Source organism: Nonomuraea sp. NPDC048901, from assembly GCF_040649695.1.
Taxonomy (GTDB): domain Bacteria; phylum Actinomycetota; class Actinomycetes; order Streptosporangiales; family Streptosporangiaceae; genus Nonomuraea.
Genome location: NZ_JBEZFW010000010.1, coordinates 23,227 through 44,936 on the forward strand (window position 1 = coordinate 23,227; position 21,710 = coordinate 44,936).

Genomic DNA, 21,710 nt, shown 5'->3' on the forward strand with positions numbered 1-21,710 from the left:
CAGCCGATAAGCTCTAGCCCATGAGCAGCTCCCCGTCCTTCCGTGAAGTGTTGTCCCAGCGAGTGATCGTCGCCGACGGGGCGATGGGGACGATGTTGCAGGCCCAGGACCCCACCCTCGACGACTTCGAAGGTCACGAGGGCTGCAACGAGGTGCTGAACGTCACCCGTCCCGACATCGTGAGCGGCGTTCACGACGCCTACTTCGCCGTGGGCGTCGACTGCGTGGAGACCAACACCTTCGGCGCCAACCTGGCGGCCCTGGGCGAATACGACATCCCCGAGCGGGTCTTCGAATACTCCGAGGCGGGCGCCAGGATCGCGCGCGAGCGGGCCGACCACTGGTCGACGCCCGAGCAGCCGCGCTTCGTGCTCGGCTCGATGGGTCCCGGCACCAAGCTGCCGACCCTGGGGCACCTGCCCTACCACAAGCTGCGCGAGTCCTACCGCGAAAACGCGGCGGGCCTGATCGCGGGCGGCGCCGACGCGTTGATCATCGAGACCTGCCAGGACCTGCTCCAGGTCAAGGCCGCCGTCATCGGCGCCAAGCGGGCCGCCGAGGAGTCCGGGCGCGACGTGCCGATCATCGCCCAGGTGACGATCGAGACCAACGGCGCCATGCTGCTGGGCTCCGAGATCGGCGCCGCGCTGACCGCGATCGAGCCGCTCGGCGTCGACCTGATCGGCCTCAACTGCGCCACCGGCCCGGCCGAGATGAGCGAGCACCTGCGCTACCTGGCCCGGCACTCCCGGCTGAAGCTCTCGTGCATGCCCAACGCCGGCCTGCCGGTGCTGACCTCCGACGGCGCGTACTATCCGCTCGGCGCCGACGAGCTCGCCGACGCGCACGAGACCTTCACCCGCGACTACGGCCTGTCGCTGGTCGGCGGCTGCTGCGGCACCACCCCCGAGCACCTGCGCAAGGTCGTCGACCGCGTACGCGGCAAACAGCCGGTCGCGCGCCGCCCGCACCCCGAGCCGGGCGCCTCCTCGCTCTACCAGACCGTGCCGTTCCGCCAGGACACCTCCTACCTGGCCATCGGCGAGCGGTGCAACACCAACGGCTCCAAGGCCTTCCGTGAGGCCATGCTCGAAGGCCGCTGGGACGACTGCGTGGAGATGGCCCGCGAGCAGGCCCGCGGCGGCGCCCACCTGCTCGACCTGTGCGTCGACTACGTGGGCCGCGACGGCGTGGCCGACATGAAGGAGCTGGCGTTCCGGCTGGCCACCGCCTCCACGCTGCCGATCATGCTCGACTCGACCGAGTCGGAGGTGCTGCGGGCCGGCCTGGAGATGCTCGGTGGGCGCGCGGTGGTCAACTCGGTCAACTACGAGGACGGGCGCGGCCCCGACTCACGCTTCCACAAGACGATGACGGCCGTACGCGAGCACGGCGCCGCCGTCGTGGTCATGTGCATCGACGAGAACGGCCAGGCCCGCACGGCGGCCGAGAAGGTACGCATCGCGAGCGAGACCATCGACGACCTGGTCGCCAACTGGGGCATGCAGGTGTCCGACATCATCGTCGACTGCCTCACCTTCACCATCGCCACCGGCATGGAGGAGAGCCGCCGCGACGGCCTGGAGACCATCGAGGGCATCCGCGAGCTCAAGCGCCGCTACCCCGACGTGCAGACCACGCTGGGCCTGTCCAACATCTCCTTCGGCATCAACCCGGCCTCGCGCATGGTGCTCAACTCGGTGTTCCTCAACGAGTGCGTCAACGCCGGTCTCGACTCGGCCATCGTCCACGCCTCCAAGATCCTGCCGATGTCGCGCATCCCCGACGATCAGCGTCAGGTCGCGCTCGACATGGTCTACGACCGCCGCCGCGAGGGCTACGACCCGCTGCAGCGCTTCATCGACATGTTCGAGGGCGTCGACGCGACGGCGCTGCGTGAGGGCAAGGCCGAGGAGCTGGCGGCGCTGCCGCTGTGGGAGCGGCTCAAGCGGCGCATCATCGACGGCGAGAAGAAGGGGCTGGAGGCCGACCTCGACGCCGCCCTGGAGCAGCGGCCCGCCCTGGAGATCATCAACAACGTGCTGCTCGACGGCATGAAGACGGTCGGCGAGCTGTTCGGCTCCGGGCAGATGCAGCTGCCGTTCGTGCTGCAGTCGGCCGAGGTGATGAAGACCGCCGTCGCCTACCTCGAACCGCACATGGACCGTGTCGAGGGTGAGACGAAGGGCCGCATCGTGCTGGCCACGGTCAAGGGCGACGTGCACGACATCGGCAAGAACCTGGTCGACATCATCCTGTCCAACAACGGCTACCAGGTGGTCAACCTCGGCATCAAGCAGCCGGTCTCGGCGATCCTGGAGGCGGCCGACGAGCAGAAGGCCGACGTCATCGGCATGTCCGGCCTTCTGGTGAAGTCGACGGTCATCATGAAGGAGAACCTGGAGGAGATGAACTCCAGGGGCATCTCCGATCGCTACCCGGTGCTGCTCGGCGGCGCCGCCCTCACCCGCGCCTACGTCGAGCAAGACCTGGCCGAGCTGTTCGCCGGCGAGGTCCGCTACGCCCGCGACGCCTTCGAGGGGCTGCGGCTCATGGACTCCTTCATGGCCGTCAAGCGCGGCGTCGCCGGGGCCACGCTGCCGCCGCTGCGCGAGCGCCGGGTCAAGACCGGCGCCGTCCTGACCCGCACGCCGGAGGAGGAGCTGCCCGCGCGCTCCGACGTGGCCGCCGACAACCGGGTGCCGGTGCCGCCCTTCCAGGGCGACCGCATCGTCAAGGGCATCTCGCTGAGCGACTACTCCGCCTTCCTCGACGAGCGGGCGCTCTTCCTCGGGCAGTGGGGCCTCAAGCCCACGCGCGGCGGTGACGGCCCCGGCTACGACGAACTCGTCGAGACCGAGGGACGGCCGCGGCTGCGCATGTGGCTCGACCGCATCCAGACCGAGGGGCTGCTGGAGGCGGCCGTCGTCTACGGCTACTTCCCGTGCGTCAGCGAGGGCGACTCGCTGATCATCCTCGACGAGGCCGGAGACGAGCGCACCCGCTTCGCCTTCCCGCGCCAGCGCCGTGACCGGCACCTGTGCCTGTCCGACTTCTTCCGCTCGCGCGAGTCGGGCGAGGTGGACGTGGTCGGCTTCCAGGTCGCCACGATGGGCGGCAAGATCTCCGAGGCGACGGCCGAGCTGTTCGCCAAGGACGCCTACCGTGACTACCTGGAGCTGCACGGGCTGTCGGTGCAGCTCACCGAGGCGCTGGCCGAATACTGGCACGCCCGGGTCCGCGCCGAGTGGGGGATCGGCGGCGAGGAGTCGCTGGACGACATGCTCAAGGTCAACATCCAGGGCTGCCGCTACTCCTTCGGCTACCCGGCCTGCCCCAACCTCGAGGACCAGGTGCAGCTGTTCCAGCTCCTGGACCCAGAGCGGATCGGGGTCACGCTGTCGGAGGAGTTCCAGCTCCACCCGGAGCAGGCCACTTCCGCCCTGGTCGCCCACCACCCGGAGGCGAAATACTTCAACGTCTGAGTACTTTCAACGTCTGATTCGGCCCGAGCGCCGCTCATCCGGGCGGCCTCTGGGCGCTGTGGGGCGCTCGTCCGGCCTCGCTCTCGGTCACGCCCGTGGGTGAGGCCCCGGCGCTCGCGATCTTCTCGTCGGCGGTGAGAATGGCGGGACGGGGTGCCGTCGCGGTGCCGTACACGAACTGATCGGGGGATGCATGGAAGCCGTCTTCTTCGACATGGACGGGTTGCTGGTCGACAGCGAGAAGGTGTGGCTGGAGATCGAGACCGAGGTGATGGCGCGGCTCGGCGGCGAGTGGACGCTCGATCACCAGGCGCACCTCGTCGGCGGCTCCATGGAACGCACCGTCGCCTACATGCTCGCCGTCTCCGGCTCGTCCGTCTCTCCGGAGGACCTGCGCGAGTGGATGATCGACGGCATGGTGGCCCGCCTGGCGGACGGCGTGGAGCTCATGCCCGGCGCCTCCGAACTGCTCGACGCCGTACGCGAGGAGGGCATCCCGGTCGCCCTGGTGACCTCGTCGCTCAGGGAGATCGCCGACGCGGTGCTCAAGGGCGTCGGCCGTGACCGGTTCGACGCCATCGTGACGGCCGACGACGTGACTCGCACCAAGCCCGACCCCGAGCCCTACCTGACGGCGGCCGAGCTGCTGGGCGTCGACCCGGTGCGCTGTGTCGTCCTGGAGGACTCGCCCAACGGCGTGGCCGCCGCCACAGCCGCGGGCTGCGCGGTCGTAGGGGTCCCCAGCCTCCTGCCCATCGACCCGGCTCCCGGCCGCCTCGTGGTTCCGTCCCTGACGGACGTCACGATCCCCACCCTCCGCGCGTTGATCCCCTGACCCAGCTGATTCCTCTGTACGGGCCGATCCCCCTGTACGGGCCGATCCCCCTGTACGGGCCGATCCCCCTGAACAGGGCGGCGGTCCGAGCGGGCCGATTCCCTGGCCGCGCCTCCGGCTGAGGGTCCGTCGAAACCGAGGAGCGCGCGTAACGGCGGCCGGCCACCATCCGGTCAGAGGCCGTATTCCTGGAGGCCCTCCGCCCCGTGCGGCGGGTGGCGGGTTCCCCATGCTTGCCGTACAAAAAAGTAAAGCTTTCACCCCGGCAAGAGGGCGACCCCCAACCGAAGGCAAGCCGATCCCCTAAGGGAGGGCCGGTACTTGGGGAGGAGGGACGGCGGGAGGGAGCGTGCCAGGATGGAGAGCACAGCCACATAACAAAGGGGCGGCGAAATGACTTTTGAGCAGATCTACTGGTTGCCGCTGTGCGCCGGAGTGACCATCGCGGGGCTGGTGCTCAGTTTCCTGGCCTTCCGGCGCAGAGGCGCGGCGGCCGGCATGAGGATGGCCGCGTGGGCGCTGCTCCCGCTGGCCGCCTACCTGACCGGCGCGTTGCAGTCGTTGTGGACCATCGGCGCCACCATCGTGAGTTTCGTGACGAGCCTGATCTTCAACCCCCTTGTCTGGGCGGGCGTCGCCGTGACCGGGTTGTCCGTGGTGCTGTTCGTGGCGTCGGGGTTCATGCGCGGACGGAAGCTGAAGCTGGCGCGCGACGGCAAGCCGGGCAAGGCCGCGGAGGCCCCGGCCGCGCCGCAGCAGCGCGCTGTCGGCCAAAGGGCGGGGCAGCCGGCCGGAGAGACTACAGGACAGACAGCGGCGCGGCCTGCAGGAAAGCCTGCCGCGGCGGCGGCGAAGAAGAACAACGACGATGACTTCTCCGACATCGAGGATATTCTCAAGCGCAGGGGCATCAGCTGATCCGAGGTGTGTCACAGTTCCGAGACGCAACCGGGACGGGGTGTAGACAAACTTCCCAAGATCGATACGAATGAGTTTCGCGTCAATCACAGTTGAGCCACATCCCGCCCTGAGGGGCTGGTCATACCAGCTCAGGCCATAGATTCTGCCTCCTGAGGACGCGACTAGCGACTTCACCAGCGCGGCGCATAACCTGATCGGGACCGCCGCCCACTCGGACGACGTCGTCTGGCATCCAGGGGGCCATTGGCATGACCGCACCGCTCGATGTTCCGGGCTCGGCTATCGAAGCCGGACCGGAAACCGTTCTGGAGGGCGCGGACTCCTCAGTCATCCGAGGGCGTTCCCTTGGCCAGATCGCATGGATGCGGCTGAAGCGCGACAAGATCGCCATGATCGGCGGCATCGTCATCGTCGTGCTGATCCTCGTCGCCATCTTCGCGCCGCTGCTGGTGTCGTGGTTCGGCCACCCGCCGGCGGAATGGCACCGGGAGAAGATCGACCCGGCCATCCAGGCGCCGCTCGGCACGTTCGGCGGCATCAGCTCCGACTTCCTGTTCGGGGTCGAGCCCACCACCGGCCGCGACCTGTTCAGCCGGATCCTCTACGGCGCGCGCATCTCACTGCTCATCGCGTTCTTCGCGACGCTGCTCTGCGTCCTGCTCGGCACCGTGTTCGGCATGATCGCCGGTTTCTTCGGCGGCTGGATCGACACGATCATCAGCCGGCTCATGGACATCTTCCTCGCCTTCCCGCTGCTGGTGTTCGCGCTGGCGCTCGGCGGGGTGATCCCCGACAAGGCGTTCGGGATGTCAGGTGACACGCTGCGGATCAGCCTGCTCGTGTTCATCATCGGCTTCTTCAACTGGCCCTATATCGGGCGTATCATCCGAGGTCAGACGCTATCTCTGCGTGAACGGGAGTTCGTCGACGCCTCCAGGAGCCTGGGCGCGCGCAACCACATCATCCTGTTCAAGGAGATCCTGCCGAACCTGCTGGCCCCGATCCTGGTCTACTCGACGCTGCTGATCCCGTCGAACATCCTGTTCGAGGCCGCGCTGTCCTTCCTCGGCGTGGGCGTACGCCCGCCGACCCCGACGTGGGGAGGCATGCTGGCCGAGGCGGTCCACAACTACGACGTGGCGCCCAACTTCATGCTCTTCCCCGGCCTCGCGATCTTCGTCACCGTGCTGGCGTTCAACCTGCTCGGCGACGGCCTGAGGGACGCCTTCGATCCCAAGGCTCGATGACCTCGTGAGTTATCCCGCAAATTTTGGACTCCTAGTTACAAGGGGTGTGTCAGGTCGATGAAGATAAAATCCATGGCGTCGGCGGTCGCGATCACCGCTGCTCTCGCCCTGGCCGTCTCCGCGTGTGGTGGCGGCGGCTCTGCCAAGAAGACCGGCGGTGCCACCGCCGAGGCGCCCGCCAGCCAGTACAACGCCGGAGTGACGCAGGTCGTCAACCCGTCCGACAAGACGGGCGGCACGCTCCACATGGGCATGCCGGGCGACTTCGACTCGGTTGACCCCGGCGACCAGTACTACGGCTACGCCTGGAACTTCTCTCGCCTTTACACGCGCGCGCTGACCATGTTCAAGCCGGTGCCGGGCAAGGAGGGCCTCGAGCTCGTCGGTGACCTGGCCGAGGGCCTCGGCAAGGCCAGCGACGGCGGCAAGACCTGGACGTACACGCTGCGCAAGGGCATCAAGTTCGAGGACGGCACCCCGATCACGTCCAAGGACGTGAAGTACGCCGTGGCCCGCTCGCTGGACAAGGAGATCCTGCCCAGCGGCCCGACCTACTTCAACGACTGGCTCGACAACGGCGACTACACCGGCCCGTACAAGATGAAGGACAAGCTCGACTCCTGGAAGGGCGTCGAGACGCCCGATGACCAGACGGTCGTCTTCCATCTGAAGAAGGCCTACGGCGGCTTCGACTACTTCGCCATGCTCCCGTCGACGGCCCCGGTGCCGGCGGCCAAGGACACGGGCACCAAGTACAAGGAGCACCCGGTCGCGACCGGCCCGTACATGTTCAAGGCCCACGAGCTCGGCAAGCGCATCGAGCTGGTCAAGAACCCCAACTGGGACGCGGCGACCGACCCCAACCGCAAGCAGCTCAACGACTCGATCGAGGTGCTGCTCGGCCAGAACGAGGACGACCTCGACCAGCGCCTGCTCTCGGGCAAGATCGACGTCAAGATCAACAGCACCGGCGTGGGGGCCAACGCCCGCAAGACCGTCCTGACCGACGACAAGGTCAAGCAGTACGCCGACTCCGCGCCGCTCGACCGCACCTGGTTCACCAACCTCAACGCCGACGTGCCGCCGCTGGACAACATCCACTGCCGCAAGGCCGTGCTGTACGCCGCCGACCGCTCCGCGATCCAGGGCGCCTACGGTGGTCCCGACGCCGGTGGCGAGATCGCCCTCAGCCTCATGCCGTCGAAGATGACCGGTTACGAGAAGAACGACCTCTACGGCGTCGAGGCCAACCCCGGCGGCGACGTGAACAAGGCGAAGGAAGAGCTGAAGGCCTGCGGCCAGCCCAACGGCTTCAGCACCACCATCTCCTTCCGCGTCGAGCGCGCGGCGGAGAAGCAGACCGCCGAGTCGCTGCAGCAGTCGCTCGGCCGCGTGGGCATCAAGCTGGAGGTCAAGGGCTTCCCGCAGGGTGACTACTTCAAGCTGTACGCCGGCAAGCCCGACTTCGCCAAGAAGAACGGCCTGGGCCTCATGGTCTACGGCTGGGGCGCCGACTACCCCGAGGGCTTCGGCTTCTTCCAGCAGATCGTCGACAGCCGCGTCATCCGCGCCGCCGGTAACACCAACCTCGGCGTGAAGGACCCGGAGATCGACAAGCTGGTCGACCAGGCCGCGGCCGAGCAGGACGCCACCAAGCGCAACTCGATCTGGGCCTCGGTCGACAAGAAGGTCATGGACGACGCGTTCATCCTGCCCTACGTCTGGGCGCACGGCCTGTTCTACCGGCCGCCGACGCTGAAGAACGCGTTCGTCAGCCAGAACTTCGGGATGTACGAGTTCCTGACGCTGAGCACCCAGTAACCCGGTCCGGGAAAACCTCCGGAACGTTCGTCGAAAGCAGGTGAAGGCTTCGGCGGCCGGGCCCACAAGGCCCGGCCGCCATAGCCGAGATCAGTGGCCACATACATCATCAGACGGTTGATAGCGGCCGTCATGCTGCTCTTCGTGGTGAGCATCGCGACGTTCGCCATCTTCTTTCTCGTCCCGCGGCTCGCCGGGATGTCCGCTGACGACCTCGCTTCCCGCTATGTGGGCAAGGCCGCCAACGACCAGATGATCCACGAGGCCGCCGTCAGGCTGGGCTTCAACGACCCGCTGGTCGTGCAGTACGGGCGGTTCGTGAAGGGCATCTTCGTCGGTGTCGACCGCAACTACGGTCCCGGCGTCGAGCACTGCCCCGCCCCGTGCCTCGGCTACTCCTACGTCACCCAGAACCCGGTGCTGCCCGACCTGCTCGACCGGCTGCCGATCACCCTGTCACTGGCGCTCGGCGCCGCCGTGGTGTGGGTGGTGTTCGGCGTCTCGACGGGCGTGCTGTCGGCGCTGCGGCGCGGCAGCTTCTTCGACCGCCTCTCGATGGGTGTGGCCCTGGCGGGCGTGTCGCTGCCCATCTTCTTCACCGGCATCGTGTCGCTGGCCATCTTCCGCGACCAGCTCGGCCTGGTCGGCGACGTCGCCGACTGGGTGCCGTTCTCGGAAGACCCGCTCACCTGGGCGAACAACCTCATCCTGCCGTGGGTGACGCTGGCCTTCCTGTACGCCGCCGGTTACGCCCGGCTCACCAGGGCGGGCATGCTGGAGACCATGTCGGAGGACTACATCCGCACGGCGCGGGCCAAGGGCCTGCCCGAACGCATGGTGGTGGTCAAACACGGCCTGCGTGCCACGCTCACGCCCGTGATGACCATGTTCGGCCTCGACCTGGGCCTGCTGCTCGGCGGCGCGGTGCTGACCGAGAGCACCTTCTCGCTGCCCGGCATCGGCAAGTACGCGGTCGACGCCATCAACAACAACGACCTCCCCCAGGTGATGGGCGTCACGCTGACCGCGGCGATCTTCATCATCCTGGCCAACCTGATCGTCGACCTGCTCTACGCGGTGGTTGACCCGAGAGTGAGGCTGACGTGAGCGAGAGCCCCTTTCTCGACGTCAAGGACCTGAAGATCCACTTCTCGACCGACGACGGCGTGGTCAAGTCCGTCGACGGGCTGTCCTTCAGCCTCGAACGCGGCAAGACCCTGGGCATCGTCGGCGAGTCCGGGTCGGGCAAGTCGGTCACCAGCCTGGGCATCCTCGGCCTGCACCGCGGCAAGAGCGCCAACGTCTCCGGCGAGATCTGGCTCGACGGCGAAGACCTCATCACCGCCTCGCAGGAGCACGTACGCCGGCTGCGCGGCCGCAAGATGGCGATGATCTTCCAGGACCCGCTGTCGTCGATGCACCCCTTCTACACGGTGGGCGACCAGATCATCGAGGCGTACCGCCTCCACCACAAGGTCTCCAAGAGCGTGGCCCGCAAGCACGCCATCGACATGCTGGGCCGGGTCGGCATCCCCGAGCCCAAGCGCCGGGTCGACTCCTACCCGCACGAGTTCTCCGGCGGCATGCGCCAGCGCGCCATGATCGCGATGGCGCTGTCGTGCGACCCCGAGCTGCTCATCGCCGACGAGCCGACCACCGCGCTCGACGTGACCGTGCAGGCGCAGATCCTCGACCTGATGCGCGACCTGCAGCGTGAGTTCAACTCCGCGCTGATCATCATCACCCACGACCTGGGCGTGGTGGCCGAGCTGTCCAACGACATCCTGGTCATGTACGCGGGCAAGTGCATCGAGTACGGCTCGGCCGAGGACATCTTCTACCGGCCCGAGCACCCCTACACCTGGGGACTGCTGGGCTCGATGCCCCGGCTCGACCGGGAGCCCACCGAACGGCTCCTGCCCGTCAAGGGCACCCCGCCGTCGCTGATCAACGTGCCATCGGGCTGCGCCTTCCACCCCCGCTGCCCCTACTCCGACCAGACCGACGGTCAGTCCAAGGCGGAGATCCCTGCCTTGATCAACACCGACCCCGGCCACCTGGTGCGCTGCCACCTGAGCAGGACGCAGCGGCGGACGCTGTGGGAGAACGAAGTCAAGCCAGTGCTGGAGACGCAGTGACCACCTCGAACGAGCCGCTTCTTTCCGTCCAGGACCTGGAGAAGCACTTCCCGGTGACCAAGGGCCTGCTCAAGCGCCAGGTCGGGGCCGTCAAGGCGGTCGACGGGATCAGCTTCGACGTGTTCAAGGGTGAGACGCTCGGCCTGGTGGGGGAGTCGGGCTGCGGCAAGTCCACCACCGGCCGGCTGGTGACCAGGCTGCTGGAGCCGACCGCGGGCAAGGTCGTCTTCGAGGGCCGCGACATCACCCACATGAGTCAGGGCAAGCTGCGGCCGCTCCGCCGCGACATGCAGATGATCTTCCAGGACCCCTTCTCCTCGCTCAACCCCCGCCACACGGTCGGCACCATCGTCGGCGCCCCGTTCCGCATCCAGGGCGTGCAGACCGAGCAAGGGATCAAGAAGGCCGTCCAGGACATCCTCCAGCTGGTCGGGCTCAACCCGGAGCACTACAACCGCTATCCCCACGAGTTCTCGGGCGGCCAGCGCCAGCGCATCGGCATCGCCCGCACACTCGCGCTGAAGCCCAAGCTGATCATCGCCGACGAGCCGGTCTCGGCGCTGGACGTCTCGATCCAGGCCCAGGTGGTCAACCTCCTGGAGGACCTGCAGAACGAGCTGGACCTCACCTACGTGGTCATCGCCCACGACCTGTCGGTGGTCCGCCACATCAGCGACCGGGTCGCGGTGATGTACCTCGGCAAGATCGTGGAGATCGCCGACCGCAAGCGCCTCTACAGCAGCCCCATGCACCCCTACACCAACGCGCTGCTGTCGGCGGTCCCGATCCCGGATCCCAAGGCCCGCGCGGACGGCGACCGCATCAGGCTGACGGGCGACGTCCCCAGCCCGCTCAACCCGCCACCGGCCTGCCGCTTCCACACCCGGTGCTGGAAGGCCCAGGACATCTGCAAGACGGTGGAGCCGCCCCTGGAGGAGCTGGCCAGCGGTCACCGGGTGGCCTGCCACTTCCCGGAGAACGCCCCCGCCCAGGCGCCGGAGACTGCCGCCACGACCTCCTGACGCCGGTCGGCGGATGGGAGCCCCACCGCCGACCGGTCTCCTTTGGATCAGCGGATGCCGCCACCACCAGATCGGCGGCCGGCGGCCGTCACGGTGAAGATCAGGAAGCGGCACCCGGTGTCGCGAGGCCGGTCTCATAGGCGAGGACGACCGCCTGCACGCGGTCGCGCAGGCCCAGCTTGGTGAGGACGTTGCCGACGTGCGTCTTGACCGTCGTCTCGCTGACCACCAGCTTCCGGGCGATCTCCGCGTTCGACATCCCCTTGGCGATCAGCCGCAGCACCTCCAGCTCCCGCTCGGTCAGCCGGTCGAGCCGCGCCGGGGTCGCCTGCTCGTACGCCGACGGCAGCCGCTTGGAGAAGCGGTCCAGCAGCCGGCGGGTCACGCTCGGCGCCACGATCGCGTCGCCCGCCGCCACCACCCGGATCGCCTGCACCAGCTCGTCCGGCGGCACATCCTTCAGCAGGAACCCGGAGGCGCCCGCCCGCAGCGCCTCCACGATGTACTCGTCCAGGTCGAACGTCGTCAGCACCAGCACCTTCGGCACGTGCGCCGTCGGCGCCGCCTCCCGCACGATCCTGCGCGTCGCCTCGATGCCGTCGACCCCGGGCATCCGGATGTCCATCAGCACGACGTCGGGCAGCAACGCCCGCGTCTGCTCCTGCGCGTCCTTGCCGTCACCGGCCTGCCCCACCACCGTGATGTCGGACTCGGCCTCGAGTATCAGCCGGAAACCGGTGCGCAGCAGCGGCTGGTCGTCCACCAGCAGCACCCTGATCGTCATGGTGAGTCCTTCAACGGGAACCTCGCGCGCACCTCGAAACCGCCCCCCGGTCGCGGACCGATGCTGAGGATTCCACCATAGAGGGCAACTCGCTCGCGAATGCCCACCAAACCATGCCCTGGCGGCCCGGAGAGGCTCGCCGGCCCCCGCCCGTCGTCCTCCACCCGCACGTCCAGCTCACGCGGACCATGGCATACGGTCACCACCGCCTTGGCACCCGCGCCCGCGTGCCGCAGGCTGTTGGTCAGACCCTCCTGGATCAGCCGGTAGGCGGCCAGATCCACCCCGGCGGGAATCGGCCGGGCATCGCCCTCGACCGACAGCCGCGTGGCCAGCCCCGCCTCCCGCATCTGCTCCACCAGCGCCGGCAGATCGTCCATCCCGGGCTGCGGCCCCAGCTCGGCCCGGGCGTCGGTACGCAGCACGCCCACGATGTTGCGCATCTCGCTCATCGCCATCCGGCCCGTGTGCTCGATGGCCGACAACGCCTCACGCGCCATGTCGGGATCGGCGGCCAGCACCCGGCGCGCGGCCGCCGCCTGCACCGTCATCACGCTCACGTGATGGGCCACGACGTCGTGCAGCTCGCGGGCTATCCTCGACCGCTCCTCGGCCCGCGCGGCCCGCGTGTCGGCCGCGTAGGCGCGCTCCAGCCGGGCCGCGCGGTCCTTCAGCTCCTCCAGGTACGCGCGGCGCAGCCGCAGGCTCCGCCCGGCCCCCCAGACCGCGAGCAGCACGATGAACGCCACCAGGTGCTCACTCCAGTTGCCGCCGGTGACCGGGCTCAGCGCCCCGGCGAACGCGTAGGCCAGGAACGACAGCAGCAGCGCGCACAGCGCCACGGCCAGCCCCCGGAGGGAGGCCACCGAGTAGAGCAGCACCAGCACCGGCGCCGCCGCCACGCCGGAACCGTAACCCAGCCCGGTCAGCAGCGTCTCGGGCAGCAGCCCCGCGCACAACGTCGCCAGCGGCCAGCGCCTGCGTACGGCGACCGGCGCGCACGCCAGCAGCACCAGCACGGCGCCGAACGGGTCGGCGCCCCGCGTCTCGCCGACCGCCTGCCCACCACCGGGCTCCAGCAACGCCGAATCGGCGGACAGGAAGAGCCAGACCGAGACCGCGGCCAGCGCCACGGCGAACAGGGTGTCGTGGAACCTGGCCCGATCGATGCGCACCGCTTCACTGTAGGTCCAGGTGAGAGCCCGGAACCTCCTCCCAAGGGAGGAGAGCCGGACTCCTACAGCTCGTCCGTGGCCGCCCGGCGGTTGCTCCGTACGGTGTCGCCCGGCTGCCGGTCCGGCACCGGCGGCGGGGTGCCGCCGAACTCCGGGCAGATCGCCTGGTGGTCGCACCAGTCGCACAGGCGGCTGCGCCGCGCCCGCCACTCGCCCGTCTCCAGCGACCGCTCGATCGCCGTCCACAGCGCCCGCACCTTGCGCTCGGTGGCCAGCAGATCGGCCTCGTCCGGCGCGTACCGCAGCACCTCGCCGCCACCGCCCAGGTAGACCAGCTGCAGCAGCCTGGGCACCTGGCCGCGCAGCCGCCACAGCACCAGCGCGTAGAACTTCATCTGGAACAGCGCCTTGGCCTCGAAGTCGGGGCCCGGCGCGCTGCCGGTCTTGTAGTCGACGACCCGCACCTCGCCGGTCGGCGCCACGTCGAGCCGGTCGACGTAGCCGCGCAGCATGAGGCCGCCGTCGAGGACCGCCTCCACATAGAGCTCCCGCTCGGCGGGCTCCAGCCGCGTCGGGTCCTCCAGCGTGAAATAGCGCTCCAGCATCCCCCGCGCCTGCGCCAGCCAGGTCGCCTGCTCCTCGTCATCGGCGAACATCTCGGCGTAGTGCGGATCATCGGACAGCAGCCGCTCCCACTGCGGCTCCAGCAGCTCCAGCGCCGCCTCCACCGAACGACGCGGCGCGGGCAGGTCGTACAGGCGCTCCAGGACCGCGTGGATCACCGTGCCGCGCACGGCGGCCGCCGAGGGCTTCTCCGGCAACTGGTCGATCACGCGGAAGCGATAGAGCAACGGACAGGTCATGAAGTCGCCCGCCCGGGAGGGGGAGAGGGCTCCGATGATCACCGGTTCGGTCAACGTCATGCACCGCACTCTAGGTCAAGAGCCCGACAGAATAGGGCCCGCGAAGCCGGGAGCACCTCGTCCGGCGCGTAGCATCAAGGCAGCGGACAGCACGTAATGAACGGCAAGGAGCGCGGTGAGCGAGCAGAGCCCGCAGCAGGAATTTTCCGGTCTTCGGATGGGAAAGCCGTTCGGCATCCCGGTTTACGTGTCGTGGACGTGGTTCATCGTCGCGGCCTTCATCACCTGGATGTTCGGTGATCAGGTGCGGGCCATGCTGCCCGAGCTCGACGCCACAGCGGCCTACGCCGTCGCCTTCGTCTTCGCCGTACTCCTCTACGTCTCGGTCCTGCTGCACGAGCTGGCCCACAGCGTGCTGGCCAAGTCCTACGGCCTGCCGGTCCGCCGGATCACCCTCTACCTGCTCGGCGGCGTGTCGGAGATCGAGAAGGAGCCGCCGACCCCCGGCAAGGAGTTCATGGTCGCCGCCGCCGGCCCGGCCCTGTCGCTCGGCCTGGCCGGGATCGGCCTGGCCGCCGACGTCTTCCTGATCAACGGCGGCGGCATCCCTGAGGTACTGATCTGGCAGCTCTGGCTGGCCAACCTCATCGTCGGCGTGTTCAACCTGCTGCCCGGGCTGCCGCTCGACGGCGGCCGGATGCTGCGCGCCGGCGTCTGGAAGCTGACCAGCAACGCCGGCTCCGGCACCATCGCCGCCGCCTGGGGCGGCAGGGTACTGGCCGTGCTGCTGGTGGTCGTGCCGATCGCCGCGCCGCTGATGAGCGGGCAGGAAGTGGACCTTCGCGACGTGCTGTGGCCGCTGGTGCTGGCCTCCTTCATCTGGCTCGGCGCCACCCAGTCGCTGCGCGTGGCCCGCATCCGCGCCAGGATCCCCCAGGTCAACGCCCGTACCCTGGCCCGCAGGGCGATCCCCGTCGTCGCCGAGACACCGCTGTCGGAGGCGCTGCGCCAGGCCGCCGAGAAGCGGGCCGGCGCCCTCGTCGTCGTCGATCATGAGGGCCGCCCCGTCGCGATCGTGCACGAAGCGTCCGTACAGGCCACTCCCGAGCACCGCCGCCCCTGGGTGAACGCCGGCTCCATGGCCAAGTCGCTGGAGCCGTCCATGGTGCTGGCCGCCGACCTGACGGGAGAGGCGCTCATCGACGCCATGCGCGAGTCCCCGGCCGGCGAATACCTGCTCGTGGAGCGCGGCGGCGAGATCTACGGCGTGCTCGCCACGGCCGACGTCAACCGCGTCTTCAGCGGCGTCTGATATGTCCCACTCGTATAACCGGCAGCCCCCGGCTAGTGTCGTGTCCAGTGATCAGGTGATTCCGGATCGCACCCGGCGGTTCGAGGATGAGACGGCTGGCCGATAGTGTTCTGTCCGGCCAGGTTTATTGCGGTCCACCGGTCCACCGGTTCACCGAATCGAGACGGGGGCGGCCGCGACGCCGCCTCGCCGTATGGGTATGCGTATGGCTGGTGGCCGGCACGGCAGTGCGGGTGCCGTGATAACGCCGGCTTCCGGGGAGGAGAATTGAGTGACCGAGCGCAGCGAGGGCACCGATGAGCGCAGCGCGGTCGTCATGAAGGAGGAGTCATGACGGGCCAGGGCTTCGGGGCGGTACGTCCGCTTCCCGGAGATGGGCTGGTCGCCTATCTGGGCGGGCTGTTGCTGGTGTGCGACGCGGCCGAGGCCGCGGCCGATGAACTGCTCAAGGCACTACGCGAGACGGCCGCCGCCGGGGGCGACGGCAGAGCGCTGGCCAGGCGCGCCGCTCAGGTGCTCGCGGCCAACATGACCGGCGACCCCGCCACCTGCGCGGTCGCGGGACCGGTCGACGGCGGCGTGGCCGTCCTGGTCAGCGGCTCCGCCTCGGCCACGGTCACCACGGCCTCCGGCGAGACCCGGCTGGCCGGCAGCGACTCGCTGACCTGGGCCGACCGGCTCATCAACGGGCCGGTCCAACGCGTCTCGCTGAGCCTGCCCGGCGGGGGCGAGCCGCATCCCGCGGTCAGCTTCGACGGCGGCGTGGTGCACGGCGGCGGGCTGATGGGCGACTTCGGTGAGGTCGCCGAGCGGCCCGCGGCGCAGTCCAGGCCGCTGACCAGCGAACTGCCCAACACCGCCCTGCACTTCGAGCCCGACCTGGTCGTGCCGCCTCCGGTGCAGATGGCCCCCTATCCGCTGTCGGGCAACGACCAGCCCGCCACCCCCTCGGCGGCCGGACCCTCGGGCCCGCAGCCTTTGTCAGGCCCGCAGCCGCTGTCGGGCCCCCAGTCCGCCTCAGGGCCGCAGCCGCCGCCTCCCGCGCTGGAGCAGCAGCCGCCGTTCCTGTCTGCGGTGCCGGACCCGCCGCCCCCGGCCGAGCAGCCGAGCGGGTTCCCCACCTACGACGAGCCCGCACCCGCGCACTCCGGCAACGGCACGATGCCCGAGTACGAGCAGCCCTCTTCCCCCTACGACCAGCCGCGTGAGCAGTACGACCAGCCCCGCGAACATTTCGAGCAGCCCTCTTCCCCCTACGACCAGCCACGGGAGCACTTCGAACAGCCCCGCGAGCTGTTCGAGCAGCCGCCGCCTCCGCCCGCCCAGGAGGAGCACGGCGACCGGCAGCTCGTCTACGGCGTCGACTGCAAGAACGACCACTTCAACGACCCACGCGTGCCCTACTGCGCGGTCTGCGGCATCGCGCTCGTCCAGCGCACCCTCGTGCCGTACAAGGGGCCCCGGCCCCCGCTGGGCGTCCTCATCCTCGACGACGGCACCGCGCTGCCGCTGGAGAGCGACTACCTGCTGGGACGCGACCCCGAGCGCGCGCCGGAGGTGGCGGGCGGCACGGCCAGGCCCGCCAAGGTGACCAGCCCCGACGGGTCGGTCTCCCGCAGGCATCTGCGGGTGGCGCTCGACGGCTGGGACGTCAACCTCGTCGACCTGGGGTCGGTCAACGGCACCCAGATCCAGCCGCCCGGTGACCCCAACTTCTATGACATCCCGCCCAACGAGCCCGTCACCATCGTCCCGGGCACCACGGTCCGCGTCGGCGTCTCCCGCACGATGCGCTTCGAGGCCCACCGGGGATGAGCCCTTCGTCCTGAACCTTCCCGAATCTTGCTGAACGCCCGTACTCCTGGTGGGAGTGCGGGCGCTCTGCTGTGACCCGCCACCGTGCACCGCCCGCCGACGCGCAAGCCGCCGCCGTGCATCACCCGCCACCGGCCGTAGACGGAGCCGCCGCCGTGCGCCAATGGGCCTGTGCGCTAGGCCTCCGTGCGCCAATGGGCCCGTGCGCCGGGCCCCCGTGCGCCACCCGCTGGCCGCCCAGGGCTGAGGGCCTTCAGGAGGGCCTTCAGGAAGGCGACGTCGGTCCTCTCGCCTTGGGGCTTCTCGCTCCTGGGCCCTCGCGTCTCTGGGGCTTCCCGCTCCTGGGACCTCTCCGGTCCGGGGCTTCTCGTACCTGGGCCCTCGCGTCCTCAGCCCTATCCGCTTCGGCCGTGCCGTCTCGCTTTCGGTCGCGGATCTGGCTCATTTCCGGGCGGCCGACGCCGGTCGGCCAGGAGCGTGCCGGACGTCGCGCAGGGTGCGGTCAGGGGGTCGTACGGCTGAGGTGCGCGTTCAGGAGGTCGCACGGCTGAGGTGCGCGTTCAGGAGGCCGTCCGGCCGAGAGTGGGCGTTCACGAGGTCGTACGGGCGAGATAGGCGTTCACCAGGTCGTCGACCGGCAGTGACAGGTCGAGGGCGACGCCGCGTTCGTCGGGGCCGAGTGGTTCGAGGGCCGCGAACTGCGAGGTCACCAGTGACTCGGGCATGAAGTGCCCGGGCCGGTGCGCCACCCGCTTCCTGATCATGTCGATGTCGCCGTCGAGGTGCAGGAAGCTCACCTCGGGGGCGGCCTCCCGCAGCAGGTCGCGGTAGCGGCGCTTCAGCGCCGAGCACGCCATCACGGCCCCGGTGCCGGCGCGCTCGGCGAGCCAGGCGCCCACCGCGCGCAGCCATGGCAGCCGGTCGGCGTCGTCGAGCGGCATTCCGGCGGTCATCTTGGCGACGTTCGCGGGGCTGTGGAAGTCGTCGGCGTCGGCGAACGGCACCCCGAGGCGTTCGGCGAGCGCGGCGCCGACGGTGGACTTGCCGCATCCCGTCACCCCCATCACGACGATGAGCTGCGGGCGGGGTGAGTCGTCCATACGGGGCAACCTCTCGGGCTCGGATGCGCGTCAGACTAGACAGCTTGCGTCATATCAATCAAGCTGAGAAGTCGAATAAATCATACTTTTGAAGCATGTGAGGCGTGTGAGCAGGGGCGTCACGGACGAGAGTCTGCACCGCAGCGTGCTCGGCGAGCTGGGCGCCCTCGTGGTCGCGGGCGACTACGCCACCGGTCAGGTGCTCAGGATCGAGCAGCTGGAGGCCAGGTTCGGGGTGTCTCGTACGGTCGTGCGCGAGGCCGTACGAGTCCTGGAGTCGATGGGCCTGGTCAGCAGCCGCCGGCGCGTCGGCATCACGGTGTCGCCCAGGACCTCCTGGAATTTGTTCGACCCCCGCGTCATCCGCTGGCGGCTCGACAGCGGCGAACGCGCCTCGCTGCTCCGCTCCCTCGGCGAGCTCCGCCGCGGCGCCGAACCCGTCGCCGCCGCGCTCGCCGCCACCCATGCCACCCCCGAGCAGTGCGGCCGGTTGACGGAGGCGGTCATGCGGATGGCCGTCCACGGCAGGTCCGGCGACCTGGAGTCCTACCTGGCCGCCGACATCCTGTTCCACCGGACGCTGCTCGAAGCCTCGGGCAACGACATGCTCGGCGCGCTCACCACGGTGGTCACGGAGGTGCTGGCGGCTCGTACGCACCACCACCTGATGCCGGCCTTCCCGGAGCCGGCGGCGATCCGCCGGCACGCGGAGGTGGCCCAGGCGATCCAGGCCGGCGACCCCGCGGAGGCGCAACGCGCGATGGGTGACATCGTCGACGAGGCGACAAGCGCCATGCTCGGGCAAGACGTCTGACGCGCAGTGGTCGCGGAGCCGGCCGGTCACTGGGCGTCTCAGCAGAGGACGGGCTGACGCGCGCCGGTCGCACAGCACAGCTGACACACGCCGGTCGGGGAGCGGCGGCTGACACGCGCCGGTGGCGGAGCGGCAACTGACGCGCTGTCAGCGGAGTGGTGCCGCTGATGCGTGATCGCGTCGGCGATGCGACATTGGCGCGGGCACACTCCTCGTTCCCTAGGGCGGCAAGATGTGAAATATGCCGACGATTACCGCGGTGCCCGGCGGTCGCCGCGGGTGTACGAACTAGGCGGTCCGCAAAGCCGCTTCCGCGGCAAGCAGGCCGGCTATTCGCCAGGTCAAGCGCTGATCCGGGCCTCCGGGCCGCCGATCGCCGGGGAGAGCCCCTGAGCAGCGGGGCCGCGCGAGCCGCGACCCCGCCGCAGGCGTCCGGAAGGCCGCCTTCACCCGTTCTGTGGAAATCCCGTAATTTCCAAGTTTGGGCATAGAAAAGCGGCGAAGAATCTCCTGGAACCGCAGCACGGAAACGGCCGCCGTACCCAATCGGACTCACCCGTAGGTCATCCGCATTCTTGCGATCCGGCCCGTACCGAACCCGGCCCGGCGGCACCCGTCATCCGCGGGAGAACGCCTGCACGCCGCGTAACAGCCGGATGGCCGCCTCGAGCCCGCTGGCGGCCTCCAGAGCCCGGCCCGAGGCGGTGGCGAAGCGGCTCAGCAGGTGCTCCTCCGGCTCCCCGAACCGGCGCCCCGCCACCCACAGGAACACGTGCTCCCTCGTGGCGAGCGGCACCGGCATGGCCAAGAAACCGGGCTCGCCCATCGACGCGTCCGGCACGATCAACAGCCGGACGGACCGCGTGGCGAGCGTCTTGAGCACCCCGGACTCCTGCAGCCACGGGCGTACCCGCAGCGGATCGACCGGGGGCGCGTGCACATTGACGGCCTGGGCGACCTCCCGTAGCGCGTCCACCCGTACGAATCCCGCGTAGGCCGTTCCGGTGACCGCCGCGGCGGTCCCGCTCAGCCTGTCGATCAGTCCCGCGGGCTCCAGGCAGGAGAACGAGGCGATGAGTTCGCGCATGGCGACGTCGACACGGTTGTAAGTCATCGCTGTATCCCTCAGAGGAGGGGGAAGTGAGATCGCGCAGTATGATCACGCGTATCTCAAGGGCGGTGACCCCGAGTCTCGCCGTCGCCGTGTCACTTGACCAGACCCCAACTGGAAATCGGGATTTCCGGTCAGCGGGGGCGCAGGCGGAGCCACTCCAGCTCGTCCGACCGGGTCCCGTCCTCCCTGGGGAACAGCTCGCGTTGCGTCGACTCCTGGACGAAGCCCGACCGCTCCAGCACCCGCTGCGAAGCCTTGTTGCCCACCTCGGTCCCGGCCACGATCCGGTGCAGCTGGGTGTTGGCGAAGGCCCAGTCCACCAGCAGTCGCACGGCCCGCGTCATGAACCCTCTGCCCCGGAACTCCGACCGCAGCGAATATCCGATCATGCCCTGCCCGATCAGCGGCACCACCTGCACCAGTTGCACGTGCCCCGCGAACCTCCCGGAGACGGCATCCTTGATCGCCAGCTCGATCCGCTGCCCAGACACCCACCAGTAGCCGGTGTAGCGGCAGCGCCGCTCGTTGTCCTCCAGCGTGGTACGCGGCCCGACCGCGTAGGCGGCCACACTCGGCTCCCGCATCATCGCGTGGAACTCGGGGGCGTCGGCCACCTCCATCGGTGTCAGCCGTACCACCCCGTCGCTCAGCTCGCCGCCGTCGAAGAACGGCAGGTAGGACTCGGCCGCCAGGCCGGAGTCGCGCCGGATCCGGGCGAACGTGATGATGTCGGTGCGGCGCCCGTCACGCCCGACCTTGGCGTCACGCCTGCGCCCCTCCTCCTGGAAACCGGCCTTGTAGGCGACTCGCAGGCTGGCGATGTTCTCCACGGCGGCGTGCAACTCCACGCGCTCGACGCCATGGTCGAACAGCCACTCGGTCACCGCCCGCGTCGCCCGGCTCACCACGCCCTTGCCGCGCGCCCACGGCGCGGCCAGGTAGCCGATCGCCGCCACGCCCCACGGATCGGGCGGCTGGACGCCGATGGCACCGACGTAGTGGCCGTTCTCGGTGATCGTGAACTCGGCGCCGCCGTCCGCCCACTTCGCCTCCGCCGCCCGCAGGTAGGCGCGCGCGTCCTGCAACGTGTACGGCGACGGCAGGGTGTACAGAAACCGGGCCGTCACCGGGTCGTCACACGCGCGTACGATCGCCTCGGCGTCGGAATCGGCGGGACGTCGCAACACCAGGGGACCGGTAGAGATCACCTCACGGGGGAACATCCCTCATAGATATCGCGCGTCAAGGCGTGCTCGAAAGCCCT

The 21,710-nt window shown here is 69.4% G+C and carries 17 protein-coding genes; 11 read left to right on the forward strand and 6 right to left on the reverse strand.

Translation table 11 applies throughout. The features are described from left to right. Window positions 1-20 precede the first annotated feature (20 nt). From metH to AB0C30_RS32050, 8 genes are all read left to right on the forward strand, one after another. A complete protein-coding gene (gene metH / locus AB0C30_RS32015) occupies window positions 21-3,485 on the forward strand; it encodes a methionine synthase (RefSeq protein WP_357951666.1) in 3,465 nt (1,154 codons plus the stop codon). 193 nt (window positions 3,486-3,678) lie between these two features. After that, window positions 3,679-4,320: an HAD family phosphatase gene (locus tag AB0C30_RS32020; RefSeq protein ID WP_357951667.1), complete on the forward strand. Its 642-nt coding sequence runs from the start codon at window positions 3,679-3,681 to the stop codon at window positions 4,318-4,320. Window positions 4,321-4,713: 393 nt separating this feature from the next. Then, complete coding sequence (locus AB0C30_RS32025) at window positions 4,714-5,238, forward strand: cellulose synthase (RefSeq protein WP_357951669.1); 525 nt, start codon at window positions 4,714-4,716, stop codon at window positions 5,236-5,238. A 251-nt stretch (window positions 5,239-5,489) separates the two neighbouring features. Continuing rightward, window positions 5,490-6,488 carry an ABC transporter permease gene (locus AB0C30_RS32030; RefSeq protein WP_357951671.1) on the forward strand — a complete coding sequence of 333 codons (999 nt, stop codon included), beginning with the start codon at window positions 5,490-5,492 and terminating at the stop codon, window positions 6,486-6,488. 57 nt (window positions 6,489-6,545) lie between these two features. After that, window positions 6,546-8,309 carry an ABC transporter substrate-binding protein gene (locus tag AB0C30_RS32035; protein WP_357951673.1) on the forward strand — a complete coding sequence of 588 codons (1,764 nt, stop codon included), beginning with the start codon at window positions 6,546-6,548 and terminating at the stop codon, window positions 8,307-8,309. Window positions 8,310-8,402: 93 nt separating this feature from the next. Beyond that, complete coding sequence (locus tag AB0C30_RS32040) at window positions 8,403-9,416, forward strand: ABC transporter permease (protein ID WP_357951675.1); 1,014 nt, start codon at window positions 8,403-8,405, stop codon at window positions 9,414-9,416. Further along, a complete protein-coding gene (locus tag AB0C30_RS32045) occupies window positions 9,413-10,447 on the forward strand; it encodes an ABC transporter ATP-binding protein (protein WP_357951677.1) in 1,035 nt (344 codons plus the stop codon). The genes AB0C30_RS32040 and AB0C30_RS32045 overlap by 4 nt, the downstream gene beginning before the upstream one ends. Next, on the forward strand, window positions 10,444-11,469 hold the full coding sequence (locus tag AB0C30_RS32050; protein WP_357951679.1) for a dipeptide ABC transporter ATP-binding protein: 1,026 nt from the start codon (window positions 10,444-10,446) through the stop codon (window positions 11,467-11,469). Before AB0C30_RS32045 ends, AB0C30_RS32050 begins: the two co-directional genes overlap by 4 nt. Window positions 11,470-11,569: 100 nt before the next feature. Here AB0C30_RS32050 and AB0C30_RS32055 read toward each other — a convergent pair whose 3' ends face one another. The 3 genes from AB0C30_RS32055 to AB0C30_RS32065 form a co-directional block, all read right to left on the reverse strand. Then, window positions 11,570-12,253: a response regulator transcription factor gene (locus AB0C30_RS32055; RefSeq protein ID WP_357951681.1), complete on the reverse strand. Its 684-nt coding sequence runs from the start codon at window positions 12,251-12,253 to the stop codon at window positions 11,570-11,572. Continuing rightward, entirely contained in the window at window positions 12,250-13,428 is a 1,179-nt protein-coding gene (locus AB0C30_RS32060; protein WP_357951683.1) for a sensor histidine kinase, read from the reverse strand. The genes AB0C30_RS32055 and AB0C30_RS32060 overlap by 4 nt, the downstream gene beginning before the upstream one ends. A gap of 62 nt (window positions 13,429-13,490) precedes the next feature. Then, complete coding sequence (locus AB0C30_RS32065) at window positions 13,491-14,351, reverse strand: RecB family exonuclease (RefSeq protein ID WP_357951685.1); 861 nt, start codon at window positions 14,349-14,351, stop codon at window positions 13,491-13,493. 115 nt (window positions 14,352-14,466) lie between these two features. On the opposite strand from AB0C30_RS32065, the gene AB0C30_RS32070 reads away from it, so the two are divergent. Together AB0C30_RS32070 and AB0C30_RS32075 are read left to right on the forward strand one after the other, a co-directional pair. Next, complete coding sequence (locus AB0C30_RS32070; protein WP_357951687.1) at window positions 14,467-15,603, forward strand: site-2 protease family protein; 1,137 nt, start codon at window positions 14,467-14,469, stop codon at window positions 15,601-15,603. Between the two features lie 330 nt (window positions 15,604-15,933). Next, window positions 15,934-17,418 carry an FHA domain-containing protein gene (locus AB0C30_RS32075; protein ID WP_357951689.1) on the forward strand — a complete coding sequence of 495 codons (1,485 nt, stop codon included), beginning with the start codon at window positions 15,934-15,936 and terminating at the stop codon, window positions 17,416-17,418. 590 nt (window positions 17,419-18,008) lie between these two features. On the opposite strand, the gene AB0C30_RS32080 is transcribed toward AB0C30_RS32075, so the two are convergent. Then, entirely contained in the window at window positions 18,009-18,518 is a 510-nt protein-coding gene (locus AB0C30_RS32080; RefSeq protein WP_357951691.1) for a gluconokinase, read from the reverse strand. A gap of 106 nt (window positions 18,519-18,624) precedes the next feature. Here AB0C30_RS32080 and AB0C30_RS32085 point away from each other — a divergent pair, with 106 nt between their 5' ends. After that, on the forward strand, window positions 18,625-19,332 hold the full coding sequence (locus AB0C30_RS32085) for an FCD domain-containing protein (protein WP_357951693.1): 708 nt from the start codon (window positions 18,625-18,627) through the stop codon (window positions 19,330-19,332). A 616-nt stretch (window positions 19,333-19,948) separates the two neighbouring features. Here the strand turns inward: AB0C30_RS32085 and AB0C30_RS32090 are convergent. Both AB0C30_RS32090 and AB0C30_RS32095 read right to left on the reverse strand, forming a co-directional pair. After that, window positions 19,949-20,446 carry a hypothetical protein gene (locus AB0C30_RS32090; protein WP_357951695.1) on the reverse strand — a complete coding sequence of 166 codons (498 nt, stop codon included), beginning with the start codon at window positions 20,444-20,446 and terminating at the stop codon, window positions 19,949-19,951. Window positions 20,447-20,577: 131 nt separating this feature from the next. Further along, a complete protein-coding gene (locus AB0C30_RS32095) occupies window positions 20,578-21,669 on the reverse strand; it encodes a GNAT family N-acetyltransferase (protein ID WP_357951697.1) in 1,092 nt (363 codons plus the stop codon). Between the last annotated feature and the right edge of the window lie 41 nt (window positions 21,670-21,710).